Origin of the sequence: Cohnella sp., from assembly GCF_041641335.1 — a bacterium.
In the GTDB taxonomy this organism is placed as follows: domain Bacteria; phylum Bacillota; class Bacilli; order Paenibacillales; family Paenibacillaceae; genus Cohnella.
Genome location: NZ_JBEPYQ010000042.1, coordinates 1 through 13,004, shown reverse-complemented (window position 1 = coordinate 13,004; position 13,004 = coordinate 1). Strand labels below are relative to the sequence as shown.

The window sequence follows — 13,004 nt, the reverse complement described above, 5'->3', positions numbered from 1 at the left end:
CAGCAATGACTACCCAAGCTTTGGCTACGGCCGAAGGGCTCGTGAACGCCCCGCTCATTCACAAGGGCAAAGTCCGGGAGCTGTACGATCTCGGCGAGCACTTATTAATTGTAGTAACGGATCGCATCTCGGCGTTCGACTATGTGCTGGACCCTCCGGTTCCCGGAAAAGGCAGCGTCTTGAACGGGCTGAGCGCGCATTGGTTCGAGCAGACCGCGAGCTTTCAGCCTAACCATGTCGTTCATACGGACGCGGCGCTGCTCGGGGACATCGTGAAGGAGCCGGAGAAGCTGGCCGGACGCATCATGGTCAGCCGCAAGGCGAAGCGGGTCGATATCGAGTGCGTCGTGCGCGGCTATATTACGGGCGGCGGCTGGCGGCAGTATCAGTCTTCGGGCGAGGTTAACGGAATTAAGCTGCCGGAAGGGCTGCGCAAAAACTCGAAGCTGGAGCAGCCGATCTTCACGCCGGCCGGCAAGAACGACGTCGGCCACGACGAGGACATCCCGTTCGAGGAGATGGCCCGCCGCGTCGGCCAGGAGCTGTCGGAAGCGCTGCGCGACCGCAGCCTCAAGCTGTACGAGTTCGGCCGCGACTATTGCGCCGCGCGGGGCATCATCCTCGCCGACTGCAAGTTCGAGTTCGGCCTGATCGACGGGGAGATCATCCTTATCGACGAGTTGTTTACGCCTGACTCCTCGCGCTTCTGGGCGGAGGAGAACTACAAGCTCGACGTCGAGATCGACAGCATGGACAAGGAGCCGGTGCGCGCCTATCTGGCCGGATCGGATTGGGACATGATCAGCCCGCCGCCATCGCTGCCCGCCGAAGTCGTCCAGGCGACGACGGCTCGCTATCGCGACATTGCCCGAAGGCTGACGGAATAGCTGTCCGCCGGACCGTTAACGTCGGCCGAAGCGGCCCCCGGGAGGGAATAACGGTCCGCCAGACCGTTAACGTCGGCCGAAGCGGCCCTCGGGAGGGAATAACGGTCTGCCGGACCGTTAACGGGATGCGGAAACGGCCCGCGGGAGGGAATAACGGTCTGCCAGACCGTTAACGTCGGCGGAAGCGGCCCGCGGGAGGGAATAGCGGTCCGCCGGACCGTTAACGTCGGCGGAAGCGGCCCGCGGGAGGGAATAACGGTCCATCGAACCGCTAACCTGCGCCAACGCCTGACGCACCGCCCAACGGATCCGCCGTATCGCACCCGCAGAAGGGTTTACTTTTCACAAGCCAGACGTTCTTATAAATTCAACATCCACATCAACCTACAAATCAGGAGGAACCTCCCCATGAAAGCAAAGGTTTACGTGACGATCAAGCAGAACGTGCTCGACCCGCAAGGGAACGCGGTGCAGGGCGCGCTGCATACGCTCGGATTCAATGAAGTCGGCAAGGTGAGAATCGGCAAATACCTCGAACTGGATCTGGACACGAACGATCGCGCGCAAGCGGAGGAACAACTCAAAGTCATGTGCGAGAAGCTGCTGGCGAACACGGTTGTCGAAGACTATCGTTTCGAATTGGAGGGCTGAGGCGCTCATGAAATTCGCTGTTCTTGTTTTTCCGGGTTCCAACTGCGATATCGACTGTTACAAAGCGGTAGAAGACACGGTCGGCGAGCAAGTCGATTACGTGTTCCACACGGCGACCGATCTGTCCGCGTATGACGCGATTCTCGTTCCGGGCGGTTTCTCCTACGGGGACTATCTGCGCTGCGGAGCCATCGCGCAATTCGCGCCGGTCATGGCCGAAGTGAAGAAAGCCGCCGAAGAGGGCAAGTTCATTCTCGGCATCTGCAACGGGTTCCAGATCCTGACGGAAGCGGGTCTCCTGCCGGGAGCGCTCATTCGCAACAACTCGCTGAAATTCCGCTGCCACCAAGTCGGCCTCACGGTCGAGAACGCCAAGACGGGCTTCACCAACGATTTTGCGCAAGGCGAAGTCATCACGATTCCGATTGCCCATGGCGAAGGCAGCTACTATGTGGACGACGAGACGCTGGCGGCGCTGAAGGCGAACGATCAGATCGTGTTCCGCTACGCGGGCGATAACCCGAACGGCTCCGTCGACAATATCGCCGGCGTGTGCAACGAAGCGGGCAATGTCGTGGGCATGATGCCTCACCCGGAGCGCGCGGTGAAAGAAATTCTCGGCTCCGCCGACGGCGCGCGGATGTTTACGTCAGTACTTAACGCTTGGAGGGAACGCAATGGCGCAGCAAGTATCCGCTAAGGAACCAACTGTCGAGCAAATCGCGGAGCAGAAAATATATAAGCAATTCGGCGTTTCGGACAAGGAGTACGAGTTGATCTGCGACTTTATGGGACGCAAGCCGAACTATACGGAGATCGGCGTGTTCAGCGTCATGTGGTCGGAGCATTGCGCTTATAAGAACTCGAAGCCGTTGTTGAAGCGGTTCCCGATTACCGGCCCTCGCGTCCTGATGGGACCGGGCGAAGGAGCGGGCATCGTCGACATCGGCGACAACCAGGCGGTCGTGTTCAAAATCGAATCGCACAACCATCCGTCCGCGGTTGAGCCTTATCAGGGCGCGGCTACAGGCGTGGGCGGCATTATTCGGGATATTTTCTCGATGGGCGCGCGGCCGGTGGCGTTGCTGAACTCTTTGCGGTTCGGCCGGTTGGAGAACGAGCGCGTGCGCTACTTGTTCGAGCACGTTGTCAGCGGTATTGCAGGATACGGAAACTGTATCGGCATCCCGACGGTCGCGGGCGAGATCATGTTCGACGAAGCGTACGAAGGCAACCCGCTCGTCAACGCGATGTGCGTAGGGCTGATCGATCACGATAAAATCCAGCGCGGCGTAGCCAAAGGCATCGGCAACCCGGTGTTCTACGTCGGACCTGCGACGGGACGCGACGGCATCCACGGGGCGACTTTCGCATCCGAGGATCTGACGGCCGAGTCCGAAGCGAAGCGTTCGGCGGTACAGGTCGGCGATCCGTTCATGGAGAAGCTCGTCATGGAAGCGACGCTTGAGCTGATCGACTCCGGCATCGTGCTCGGCATCCAGGATATGGGTGCAGCGGGCCTCACCTGCTCCAGCGCGGAGATGGCGAGCAAGGCGGGCAACGGCATGGAATTGTACCTGGACGAAGTGCCGCAGCGCGAAGAAGGCATGACGGCATACGAGATGATGCTGTCCGAGTCGCAGGAGCGGATGCTGTTCGTCTGCGAGCCTCAGCACGAGGAGCAGGCTAAGGCGATTTTCGCCCGTTGGGGATTGCACTGCGCGAAGGTCGGCAAAGTGTCCGACGACGGCCGTCTGAAGCTGTTCCACAAAGGCGAGCTGGTCGGCGATATGCCGGTCAAGGCGCTCGTGGACGACTGTCCGATCTACGAGAAGCCTTCCGCCGTGCCGGAGTATTATTTGAAGAACGGTTCCGTGGATACGAACCGTTACGAGCAAGTGCTGGACTTGAACGACGCTTTGCTGAAGGTGCTCGGTTCGCCGTCGCTGGCCAGCAAAGAGTGGGTATATAATCAGTACGACTACATGGTGCGCACGGAAACGGCGGTTCGTCCGGGTTCGGACGCGGCGGTCGTCACCATTCGCGGCACGCGCAAAGGGCTCGCGATGACGACGGACTGCAACGGCCGTTACGTGTACCTGGATCCGGAAGTCGGCGGACGCATTGCGGTGGCCGAGGCTGGCCGGAATATCGTATGCTCGGGCGCAGAGCCGCTGGCGATTACGGACAACCTGAACTTCGGAAGCCCGGAGAAGCCGGAAATTTTCTGGCAGATGGAGAAGGCGGTCGACGGCATGGCGGAAGCTTGCCGGTTCCTGGATACGCCGGTTATCGGGGGCAACGTGTCGTTGTACAACGAAAATACGCGCGGAGCGATCTATCCGACGCCGGTCGTCGGCATGGTCGGACTCGTGCATGACGTCGATCATATTACGACGCAAGAGTTCAAGGCGGAAGGCGACGTGATCTTCCTGCTCGGCGAGACGAAGGCGGAGATCGGCGGCAGCGAATTCCAATATGCCGTTCACGGCGTAACGGAAGGCCGCCCTCCGGAGCTGGATCTGGCGGTCGAGAAGCTGCTGCAGCAGACGGTGTTGACGGCAATTCAAGACGGTCTGGTCGCTTCGGCGCACGACTTGTCCGAGGGCGGACTGGCGGCGGCGCTGGCGGAAGCCGGCTTCGGACGCGGCTTGGGCGCGGACGTTGCGTTCGAGACGAATCTGCGCCCGGACCTGGCTCTGTTCAGCGAATCGCAGTCGCGGATTTTGGTGACGGTTAAGCCGGAAGTGGAGATGAAATTCGCGCTTCAAGCGACGAAAGCGGGCGTGCCTCTTAAGCGTCTGGGAACGGTTGGCGGCGATCGGTTGAAGGTAAGCGTTGGCGGACACGACGCGATCGACGCTTCCGTAGCGGAGCTGCGCGCGGCATGGTCGCAGGCGATTCCGAACCACATGAGCGGTAAGAACGCATGACATCTAGCGTTGCGAACGGGGGGACAGAAGTGACGCGGCTCTGGACCGGGGATTATTACAACGAGGGCAACAGCAGCAAGGAATCCATTTTCGATAAGGTGCGGGAGGAGTGCGGCGTGTTCGGGGTGTACGGTCATCCCGACGCGGCCAATCTTTCCTATTACGGTCTGCACGCGTTGCAGCACCGCGGCGAGGAGAGCTGCGGCATCTGCGCGTCGGATGAAGGCACGTTCCATTACCACCGGGGCATGGGGCTCGTCAAGGAAGTGTTCGACCGCGACCGGATGGAGTCGCTGAAGGGTAATCAAGCGATCGGCCATGTGCGGTATTCCACTTCCGGCTCCAGCCATCTGGGGAACGCGCAGCCTCTCGTGTTTAAGTATCGCGGCGGCGATCTGGCCGTCTGCACGAACGGAAACCTGGTCAACGAGCCGGTCATCCGCAAGGAACTGGAGGAATCGGGCTCGATCTTCCAGACGACAAGCGACACGGAGGTCATCGCGCATCTGATCGCGCGTTCTTCCAAGGATCTGGTTGAAGCGGTCAAGGACGCTTTCCTGCGTCTGATCGGGGGCTACGCGTTCCTGATCCAGACGAAGGATTACCTGATCGCGGCGTGCGATCCTCATGGCCTTCGTCCGCTTGTGATGGGGCGGCTCGGCGAGGCTTATATCTTCGCTTCGGAGTCGTGCGCTCTGGAGACGATCGGGGCGGAGTACGTACGCGACGTTCAGCCGGGCGAGCTGCTCGTGCTGAGCAAGGACGGGCTGCGCGAGGAACGGTTCGCACCGATGAAGCGACGGGCGATTTGCTCGATGGAGTACATCTACTTCGCGCGTCCGGACAGCGACATTTACGGGGCCAACCTGCATTCTTCGCGGAAGCGGATGGGCCAGATTCTGGCGCAGGAATCGTTCGTGGACGCGGACATCGTGACCGGGGTGCCGGATTCGAGCATCTCGGCGGCGATCGGTTACGCGGAGCAGACGGGCATCCCTTACGAGCTGGGCCTGATCAAAAACAAATATACCGGACGAACGTTTATCCAGCCTTCCCAGGAGCTTCGCGAGAAGGGCGTCAAGATGAAGCTGTCCGCCGTTCGCAAAGTCGTCGAAGGCAGACGAGTCGTCATGATCGACGACTCGATCGTGCGCGGCACGACGTCGCTGCGGATCGTGAACATGCTTCGCGAAGCCGGCGCGCTGGAGGTTCATGTGCGGATTACTTCGCCGCCATTCATGAATCCCTGCTATTACGGCATCGATACGCCGAATCCGGGCGATCTGATCGCCTCCAGCAAGTCGGTCGAGGAAATTCGGCGGGCGATCAACGCGGATTCCTTGTACTTCCTGACGGAGAAAGGGCTGCGCGACGCCGTCGGCATCCACCCGGACGAGTACAACAACGGGCTGTGCATGGCTTGCTTTAATAATGATTACCCGACTCCGGTTCGTTTCGAGGACGCTAAGCTGACTTCTTGCAGCTGCGATTGATCGCGGTCGGGGCACGGCGGAGGCCATGGCGGGACGGGAGCACGGAGGCGTGCCTGGACGGGAGGGCGCGACGCGCACGATAACCCGAGTTTACAAGTATAAAAGGAGCTGAAATCATTGTCCGAGGCGTACAAACAGGCCGGAGTCGATATCGCGGCCGGCAACGAAGCGGTCGAACGGATGAAGAAGCACGTCAAGCGGACGTTCCGTCCGGAGGTGTTAACCGGTCTTGGCGGGTTCGGCGGCTTGTTCGGCCTGAACAAAGACAAGTATGAGGAGCCGGTGCTCGTCAGCGGCACGGACGGCGTCGGCACGAAGCTGAAGCTGGCGTTCGCGATGGACAAGCACGATACGATCGGCATCGACGCGGTGGCGATGTGCGTTAACGATGTCATCGTGACCGGAGCCGAGCCGCTGTTTTTCCTCGACTATCTCGCTTGCGACAAAGTCATTCCCGAGAAGATCGAAGCGATTGTCAAAGGCATCGCCGACGGCTGCGAGCAAGCCGGCTGCGCGTTGATCGGCGGAGAGACAGCCGAGATGCCGGGCATGTACTCCGAAGGCGAGTACGACATCGCCGGCTTTACGGTCGGTATCGTGGATCGTCCGAAAGCGATCGACGGCTCGACGATCCAAGCCGGGGACGCGGTCATCGGGTTCGCGTCGAGCGGCATTCATTCGAACGGCTTCTCGCTCGTTCGCCGTCTGCTGCTGGAGCAAAAAGGCTATTCGCTTACAGACAAGCCAGCCGAGCTTGAAGGCCGTACGCTGGGCGACGTGCTGATCGAACCGACTCGCATCTACGTCAAGCAAATTCTGAAGCTGCTCGAATCGGTCTCCGTCAAGGGCATGGCTCATATTACGGGCGGCGGCTTCATCGAGAACATTCCGCGCGTGCTGCCGGAAGGCGTCAACGTCGACATCAACCGCGGCTCGTGGCCGGTGCTTCCGATTTTCGGCCTGCTGCAGCAATCCGGCAACATCACCGACCGCGACATGTACACGACGTTCAACATGGGCATCGGCATGGTGCTGGTCGTGCCTGCGGGTCAAGCCGAGCAGGCGCTGGAAATCGCAAAGGCGAACGGCGAGCAAGCTTATCGCATCGGAACGGTGACAGAAGGCTCCAAAATCGTGACGTTCGAAGGCGCGGAGCTGCCATGACGGCTGGTCGCGACTCGGCAGCGGACATGGAAAAGCCCGCGAGTTCGCAGCCATCGCCGACGATTTTGCCGAATTCGGCTCGACAACCGGCCGCTTCGACATCGCAGCGGCAGACGACGCAGCCCCTGAAAATCGCGGTATTCGCGTCCGGAAGCGGGAGTAATTTTCAGGCGCTCGTCGAGGCGATCCGGGAGCAAGCGATTCCCGCTGAAGTGTCGCTGCTCGTGTGCGACAAGCCGGCGGCGAGAGTTGTGCAGCGGGCGGAAGCGCTGGGCGTGCCGACCTTCCTGTTCGATCCCAAAGCATACGCGTCGAGGGAAGCCTACGAAGAGGAGATCGTCGGACGTCTTCGCGAGGAAAACGTGGAGTTGATCGTGCTGGCCGGCTACATGAGGCTGATTACCGCGACGCTGGTCGATCCTTACTACGGGCGGATGATCAACATTCATCCGGCGTTGCTGCCGTCCTTCCCGGGCGTGCGTGCGATTCGTCAGGCGCTGGAGTACGGAGTCAAGCAGACGGGCGTGACCGTGCACTTCGTAGACGGCGGAATGGATTCCGGACCGATTATCGCGCAGCGGACCATCGAGGTCCGGGACGACGATACGGAAGATTCGTTGGCCGAGCGCGTGCATGCGGTCGAGCATGAATTGCTGCCGCAAACGGTGCGTTGGATCTCGGAAGGCCGAGTGACGTTGAACGATCGGAAAGTGACTATCCGTCTCGGCGATTAACGCCGGACGACGAGCCGAATCAGGAAAGGACGAAAATTATTCATGAGCGAGATCCACGAAATTGCTTTACGCTACGGCATGAACCCGCATCAGAAAGAAGCGAAGCTGTTCAGCGCAGACGGCAAGCCGTTGCCGCTGACCGTGCTGAACGGCGACCCGGGCTTCATCAATCTGCTCGACGCGCTGAACGCGTTCCAGCTCGTGCGCGAGCTTCGCCAGGCGACCGGTCTTCCGGCTGCGGCTTCCTTCAAGCACGTCAGCCCGGCGGGCGCGGCCGTCTATTCGCCGCTGTCTCCGGAACTGGCGAAAGCTTATTTCGTCGAAGCTGAAGGGCTGTCGCAGCTGGCGACCGCTTACGCCCGCGCGCGCGGTGCCGACCGCATGTCCTCCTTCGGAGACGCGGCAGCGCTGAGCGACGTCGTGGACGCATCGACGGCGACGCTGCTCAAGCGCGAGGTGTCCGATCTGGTTGTGGCTCCGGGTTATACGCCCGAGGCGCTCGACATTTTGAAGCAGAAGAAGGGCGGCAAGTACCTCATTCTGCAGATCGATCCGGATTACGTGCCGAACCCGATCGAGACCCGTACATTGTTCGGTCTGAAGCTCCAGCAGGAACGCAACAGCGCCGTGCCGGACGCTTCCGTGTTCGACCTTGCGAATGTTATCACCGCGAACAAGGAGATCCCGGACAGCGCCAAGCGCGACATGCTCGTGGCGCTCATCACGCTCAAATATACGCAGTCCAATTCCATCTGCTACACGCTGGACGGCCAGACGATCGGCATCGGCGCAGGCCAGCAATCGCGCATTCACTGTACGCGCCTTGCCGGCGACAAGGCGGACCGCTGGTACCTCCGGCAGCATCCGGCCGCGCTGAACATGAAGTTCCGCGAAGGCTTGGCGCGCGCCGAGCAGAACAACGCCATCGACCTGTGGCTCGAGGACGAAGTTACGCCGATCGAGCAAGCGGCATGGGAAAGCTGCTTTGAGGTCGTTCCGGCCCGTCTGACGCGCGAAGAGAAGCGCGAATGGCTGAACGGCTTGCAGGGCGTCTCCTACGGTTCCGACGCTTTCCTCCCGTTCCGCGACAACCTTGACCGGGCCAGCCGCAGCGGCGTGAAATACGTCATTCAAGCCGGCAAGTCGCTGCGCGACGAAGAAGTCGTGCAAGCCGCCAACGACTATAACATGGTGATGGTCTACTCCGGCGTACGCCTGTTCCATCACTAATAGCGGAAGTTCGAAAAGTCCGATTTTGATCACGAAGCTGACTTTCTGAACTCCCATTCGAACGTATACACGAAGACGAAAGGGGCGGCAACCATGTCCGCAAAATGGCAAGAGCTGGCGGATCGCACCGTCCAGCAGTTGAAGACGAACGCTTACCCGGGCCGCGGAATCGTGATCGGCCTTACGCCGGACGCTTCGCGGTTCGTGCAGGTCTACTGGATCATGGGCCGGAGCGAGAACAGCCGCAATCGCATTTTCGTGCCGGAGGAGAACGGTTTCTTGCGTACGGAAGCGCGCGATCCGGCCAAGCTGTCCGATCCGTCGCTCATCATCTATTATCCGCTTCGTCATGAAGGCGGCGCTCATATCGTGACGAACGGCGACCAGACCGATACGATCTGGGAATCCCTGCGGAGCGGCGGCAGCTTCGAGCAGGCGCTGGCGCAGCGCACTTACGAGCCGGACCCGCCGAACTTTACGCCTCGCATCTCGGGCATCGTCGATCTGAACGACAAGCAGAATGCTTATAAGCTGTCGATCCTCAAGTCGAACGAGAACGACGAGTCCCAGACGAAGCGTCAATTTTTCCACTATGAAAAAGCGATCCCAGGATACGGACACTTCATCTCGACGTACGTAGGGGACGGCAACCCGCTGCCTTCTTTCGCCGGCGAGCCTCAACTCGCTCCGCTGTTCGACGACGAACAGGAGACGGCGCAGTTCTACTGGAACCTGCTCAACGACGACAACAAAATCTCCTTGCTCGTGAAAACGATCCGCATCTCCGACGGCGAAGTTTCCTTGAAGGTCGTCAACAAGGATTCCGAAGGAGGGGTGTAAGGTGCGCATTCTGGTTATCGGACGCGGCGGGCGCGAGCACGCGATCGTCTGGGCGCTGAAGAAGAGCCCCAAAGTCGAGAAAATCTATTGCGCTCCCGGCAACGCCGGAATCGCCGGACTGGCGGAGAACGTGGACATCGGAGAGATGGAATTCGCCCGTCTCGTCGGCTTCGCCAAAGAGCAGTCGATCGACCTCGTCGTCGTCGGTCCGGACGATCCGCTGGCGGCGGGCATCGTGGACGAGTTCGAGGCGGCTTCGATTCCGGTGTACGGTCCTCGCAAAAACGCGGCGGAAATCGAAGGTAGCAAAATTTTCATGAAAAATCTGCTGCGCAAGTACGACATCCCGACCGCGAAATACGAGACGTTCACCGACTACGAGTCGGCTAAAGCTTATCTGGCTCAGCAGCCGATGCCGATCGTCATCAAGGCGGACGGTCTGGCCGCGGGCAAAGGCGTAACGGTATGCTTCACGCGCGAGGAAGCGGACAAGGCGCTGGAGGAGACGATGGTGAGCAAGTCGTTCGGCGCGGCCGGCGACAAGGTTGTCATCGAGGAATTCCTCGAAGGTCAGGAAATGTCCATTCTTGCGTTCGTGGACGGCAATACGGTGCGGGCGATGTCTCCTGCGCAGGACCATAAGCAGGTATTCGACAACGACAAAGGGCCGAATACCGGCGGCATGGGCACGTATTCTCCGCTTCCGCACATCGACCAGGCGATTATCGAGGATGCGATCGAGAACATCGTCAAGCCGACGGCGCGCGCGATGGTATCGGAAGGGCGTCCGTTCCGCGGCGTTCTGTTCGCAGGACTCATGATCACGAAGGACGGTCCCAAAACGATCGAATTCAACGCCCGTTTCGGCGATCCGGAGACGCAGGTCGTTCTTCCTCGTCTGGAAACGGACCTGCTGGACATTTTCTTGGCTTCGATCGACGGCACGTTGGCGGATATGGACATTCGATGGAGCGATGAGGCGGCGGTGTGCGTCGTGCTTGCTTCGGGCGGCTACCCGGGCTCTTACCCGAAAGGCTTCCCGATCGACGGTCTGGACGGCGTAAACGTTCCCGGCGCTCTCGTCTTCCATGCGGGAACGGCGCTGAAGGACGGACGGGTCGTCACTAATGGAGGACGCGTGCTCGGCGTCGTCGGACGCGGCGCGGGCATCGCCGAAGCGCGGGCCAACGCGTATGCGGCGGCGGCCGGCATTACGTTCGAAGGCAAACAAAATCGCAAGGACATTGCGGCCAAGGCGCTCGTGTAACGAATCGTACGAGACGCGAGACACGCGGACATTGCGGTCAAAGCGCACGGACGAGATGAACGGGCATCTCCGCGGCCCAGGTCACGGCATAACCAGCATGAGCCTCCGGCTCGGGAAGCTTGCGCAAGCGGGCGGACCGGACCGGGGGCTTATTCTTTGTAGAACAGCGATTTGCGACGAGTCAGAACGAAGGCGACCGCATAAATGACGCCGAGGATAAGCAGTACGGTCAAGACGTGGGACGACACCCACCGAAAGAAGCTTTCCATGGCTATACATCTCCCGTGTGAAAAATTGTCCGCCGCTTGAGGGGAGCGACAGGTTACGTTGTAGGATTCCCCAATCCCGCGGAATAATGAGTCTTTCTTTGTGACGGTCCGAACTATGGCTCCCTTCGCTGGGGACATGGTAATATAAGAGCACACCACGAATTCGACGCACGGTTCCTTAGGTCGCCAAGACGAAAAAGGGAAGGGCGAATATTCGTATGGCCAGAGGCTTCATTACGAGCATCGAACGGTTTAAGCCGCATACTTTTCAGGCCGAGCAGGGAGAAGGCCTGTTCATGTCCCATTCGCACGAATACGACGAGTTGACCTTGATTTTGGGCGGGGGAGGCTATTACAGCTCTTACGAACAAAATATCAAAGTATCGGCGGGAGATCTGATCCTGATTCCTTCCGGCCTGCATCATGGTTTCGTCTGCACCGAGCCATGGACGGGGCTGTCCGTCCATTTTCTCTATGCCAAAGTTCCGGCTTTCTGCCAATACTTGTTCCTGAGCGCTTACCAGAAGCCGCACCGGCTCTGGAGCGCGCATCTGGACGAGGGGGACAGGCAGTGGGCGGAGATGAGCCTGACCCGGCTGGAGAGGGAGTGGCACTCCGAGGAACGAGGCGACTATTCCTACGATCTGATGAGGATCGCTTTCGAAACGGTGCTGCTGCTGTTCCATCGCAACGTAACCGTCACCCCCGACACCGAGGCTCACGGGGACAAGCGGATCGTGCAAGAGGTGCTGAAGGAGATTCACAGAAACTACAATACGCCGATTACGATTCACGATATCGCCGCTCGCCATTACTTATCGGAGAGCATTCTTCGTAAAAGGTTTTCGGAAGCGGTAGGCGTCTCTCCCAAGCAGTACGTCATCAACCTGCGGATTGAGGAAGCCAAGAGACTGCTGAGCCAGACGGGCAAAGCGATCGAGTTCATTTCGTCGGAGGTCGGCTTTACGAGCTCCAGCCGTTTTTACGAGCAGTTCGTCAAATCCGTCGGGGTCACTCCGCTCGAATGGCGAAAACAAAATCAGCAGTCCGCCGGACGGTAACGTCCGCCACCCCGTCGACCTCGCCCCGTTAACGGTCTGCGGGACCGTTAACCTGCGCCACCCCGCCGACCTCGCCCCGTTAACGGTCTGCGAGACCGTAAGCCTGCGCCAATCCGCCAACCTCGCCCCGTTAACGGTCCGCGAGGCCGTTAGCGTGCGCAAATCCCCCCAACTCGCCCCGTTAACGGTCTGCGGGACCGTTAGCGTGCGCAAATCCCCCCAACTCGCCCCGTTAACGGTCCGCGAGGCCGTTAGCCTGCGCCAATCCGCCAACCTCGCCCCGTTAACGGTCTGCGAGACCGTTAGCGTGCGCCAATCCGCCCAACTCGCCCCGTTAACGGTCTGCGAGGCCGTTAGCGTGCGCCAATCCGCCCAACTCGCCCCGTTAACGGTCCGCGAGGCCGTTAACCTGCGCCAATCCGCCAACCTCGCCCCGTTAACGGTCTGCGGGACCGTTAACCTGCGCAAATCCCCC

The 13,004-nt window shown here is 60.2% G+C and carries 13 protein-coding genes; 12 read left to right on the top strand and 1 reads right to left on the bottom strand.

The features are described from left to right. Positions 1 to 5: 5 nt before the first annotated feature. Complete coding sequence (locus ACESLM_RS15230; protein WP_372632432.1) at positions 6 to 887, top strand: phosphoribosylaminoimidazolesuccinocarboxamide synthase; 882 nt, start codon at positions 6 to 8, stop codon at positions 885 to 887. A gap of 117 nt (positions 888 to 1,004) precedes the next feature. On the opposite strand, the gene ACESLM_RS15225 is transcribed toward ACESLM_RS15230, so the two are convergent. After that, a complete protein-coding gene (locus ACESLM_RS15225) occupies positions 1,005 to 1,184 on the bottom strand; it encodes a hypothetical protein (RefSeq protein WP_372632431.1) in 180 nt (59 codons plus the stop codon). 111 nt (positions 1,185 to 1,295) lie between these two features. Here ACESLM_RS15225 and purS point away from each other — a divergent pair, with 111 nt between their 5' ends. The 11 genes from purS to ACESLM_RS15170 form a co-directional block, all read left to right on the top strand. Beyond that, a complete protein-coding gene (purS, locus tag ACESLM_RS15220) occupies positions 1,296 to 1,538 on the top strand; it encodes a phosphoribosylformylglycinamidine synthase subunit PurS (protein ID WP_372632430.1) in 243 nt (80 codons plus the stop codon). Positions 1,539 to 1,545: 7 nt separating this feature from the next. After that, positions 1,546 to 2,238: a phosphoribosylformylglycinamidine synthase subunit PurQ gene (purQ, locus tag ACESLM_RS15215; protein WP_372632429.1), complete on the top strand. Its 693-nt coding sequence runs from the start codon at positions 1,546 to 1,548 to the stop codon at positions 2,236 to 2,238. Beyond that, positions 2,216 to 4,471: a phosphoribosylformylglycinamidine synthase subunit PurL gene (gene purL / locus ACESLM_RS15210; RefSeq protein WP_372632428.1), complete on the top strand. Its 2,256-nt coding sequence runs from the start codon at positions 2,216 to 2,218 to the stop codon at positions 4,469 to 4,471. The genes purQ and purL overlap by 23 nt, the downstream gene beginning before the upstream one ends. Continuing rightward, a complete protein-coding gene (purF, locus tag ACESLM_RS15205) occupies positions 4,468 to 5,964 on the top strand; it encodes an amidophosphoribosyltransferase (RefSeq protein WP_372632427.1) in 1,497 nt (498 codons plus the stop codon). Before purL ends, purF begins: the two co-directional genes overlap by 4 nt. 117 nt (positions 5,965 to 6,081) lie before the next feature. After that, entirely contained in the window at positions 6,082 to 7,128 is a 1,047-nt protein-coding gene (gene purM / locus ACESLM_RS15200; RefSeq protein WP_372632426.1) for a phosphoribosylformylglycinamidine cyclo-ligase, read from the top strand. Continuing rightward, a complete protein-coding gene (purN, locus tag ACESLM_RS15195) occupies positions 7,125 to 7,862 on the top strand; it encodes a phosphoribosylglycinamide formyltransferase (protein ID WP_372632425.1) in 738 nt (245 codons plus the stop codon). The genes purM and purN overlap by 4 nt, the downstream gene beginning before the upstream one ends. Before the next feature lie 42 nt (positions 7,863 to 7,904). Next, entirely contained in the window at positions 7,905 to 9,092 is a 1,188-nt protein-coding gene (locus ACESLM_RS15190; protein WP_372632424.1) for a phosphoribosylaminoimidazolecarboxamide formyltransferase, read from the top strand. 93 nt (positions 9,093 to 9,185) lie between these two features. Further along, complete coding sequence (locus tag ACESLM_RS15185) at positions 9,186 to 9,932, top strand: IMP cyclohydrolase (RefSeq protein WP_372632423.1); 747 nt, start codon at positions 9,186 to 9,188, stop codon at positions 9,930 to 9,932. 1 nt (position 9,933) lies between these two features. Next, positions 9,934 to 11,199, top strand: a complete 1,266-nt coding sequence (purD, locus tag ACESLM_RS15180; protein ID WP_372632422.1) for a phosphoribosylamine--glycine ligase — start codon at positions 9,934 to 9,936, stop codon at positions 11,197 to 11,199. 487 nt (positions 11,200 to 11,686) lie between these two features. Beyond that, positions 11,687 to 12,529, top strand: coding sequence for an AraC family transcriptional regulator (locus ACESLM_RS15175; RefSeq protein WP_372632421.1), 843 nt, complete (start codon positions 11,687 to 11,689; stop codon positions 12,527 to 12,529). A 154-nt stretch (positions 12,530 to 12,683) separates the two neighbouring features. Continuing rightward, on the top strand, positions 12,684 to 13,004 hold a 321-nt coding region (locus ACESLM_RS15170), incomplete at its 3' end, for a hypothetical protein (RefSeq protein WP_372632420.1).

Excerpts from the sequence above, each read along its gene's own strand:
- ACESLM_RS15230 (WP_372632432.1), top strand. The coding sequence starts at position 6 with ATGACTACCCAAGCTTTGGCTACGGCCGAAGGGCTCGTGAACGCCCCG.
- purQ (WP_372632429.1), top strand. The coding sequence starts at position 1,546 with ATGAAATTCGCTGTTCTTGTTTTTCCGGGTTCCAACTGCGATATCGAC.
- purF (WP_372632427.1), top strand. The coding sequence starts at position 4,468 with ATGACATCTAGCGTTGCGAACGGGGGGACAGAAGTGACGCGGCTCTGG.
- ACESLM_RS15185 (WP_372632423.1), top strand. The coding sequence starts at position 9,186 with ATGTCCGCAAAATGGCAAGAGCTGGCGGATCGCACCGTCCAGCAGTTG.
- ACESLM_RS15190 (WP_372632424.1), top strand. The coding sequence starts at position 7,905 with ATGAGCGAGATCCACGAAATTGCTTTACGCTACGGCATGAACCCGCAT.
- purS (WP_372632430.1), top strand. The coding sequence starts at position 1,296 with ATGAAAGCAAAGGTTTACGTGACGATCAAGCAGAACGTGCTCGACCCG.
- ACESLM_RS15175 (WP_372632421.1), top strand. The coding sequence starts at position 11,687 with ATGGCCAGAGGCTTCATTACGAGCATCGAACGGTTTAAGCCGCATACT.
- purL (WP_372632428.1), top strand. The coding sequence starts at position 2,216 with ATGGCGCAGCAAGTATCCGCTAAGGAACCAACTGTCGAGCAAATCGCG.
- purN (WP_372632425.1), top strand. The coding sequence starts at position 7,125 with ATGACGGCTGGTCGCGACTCGGCAGCGGACATGGAAAAGCCCGCGAGT.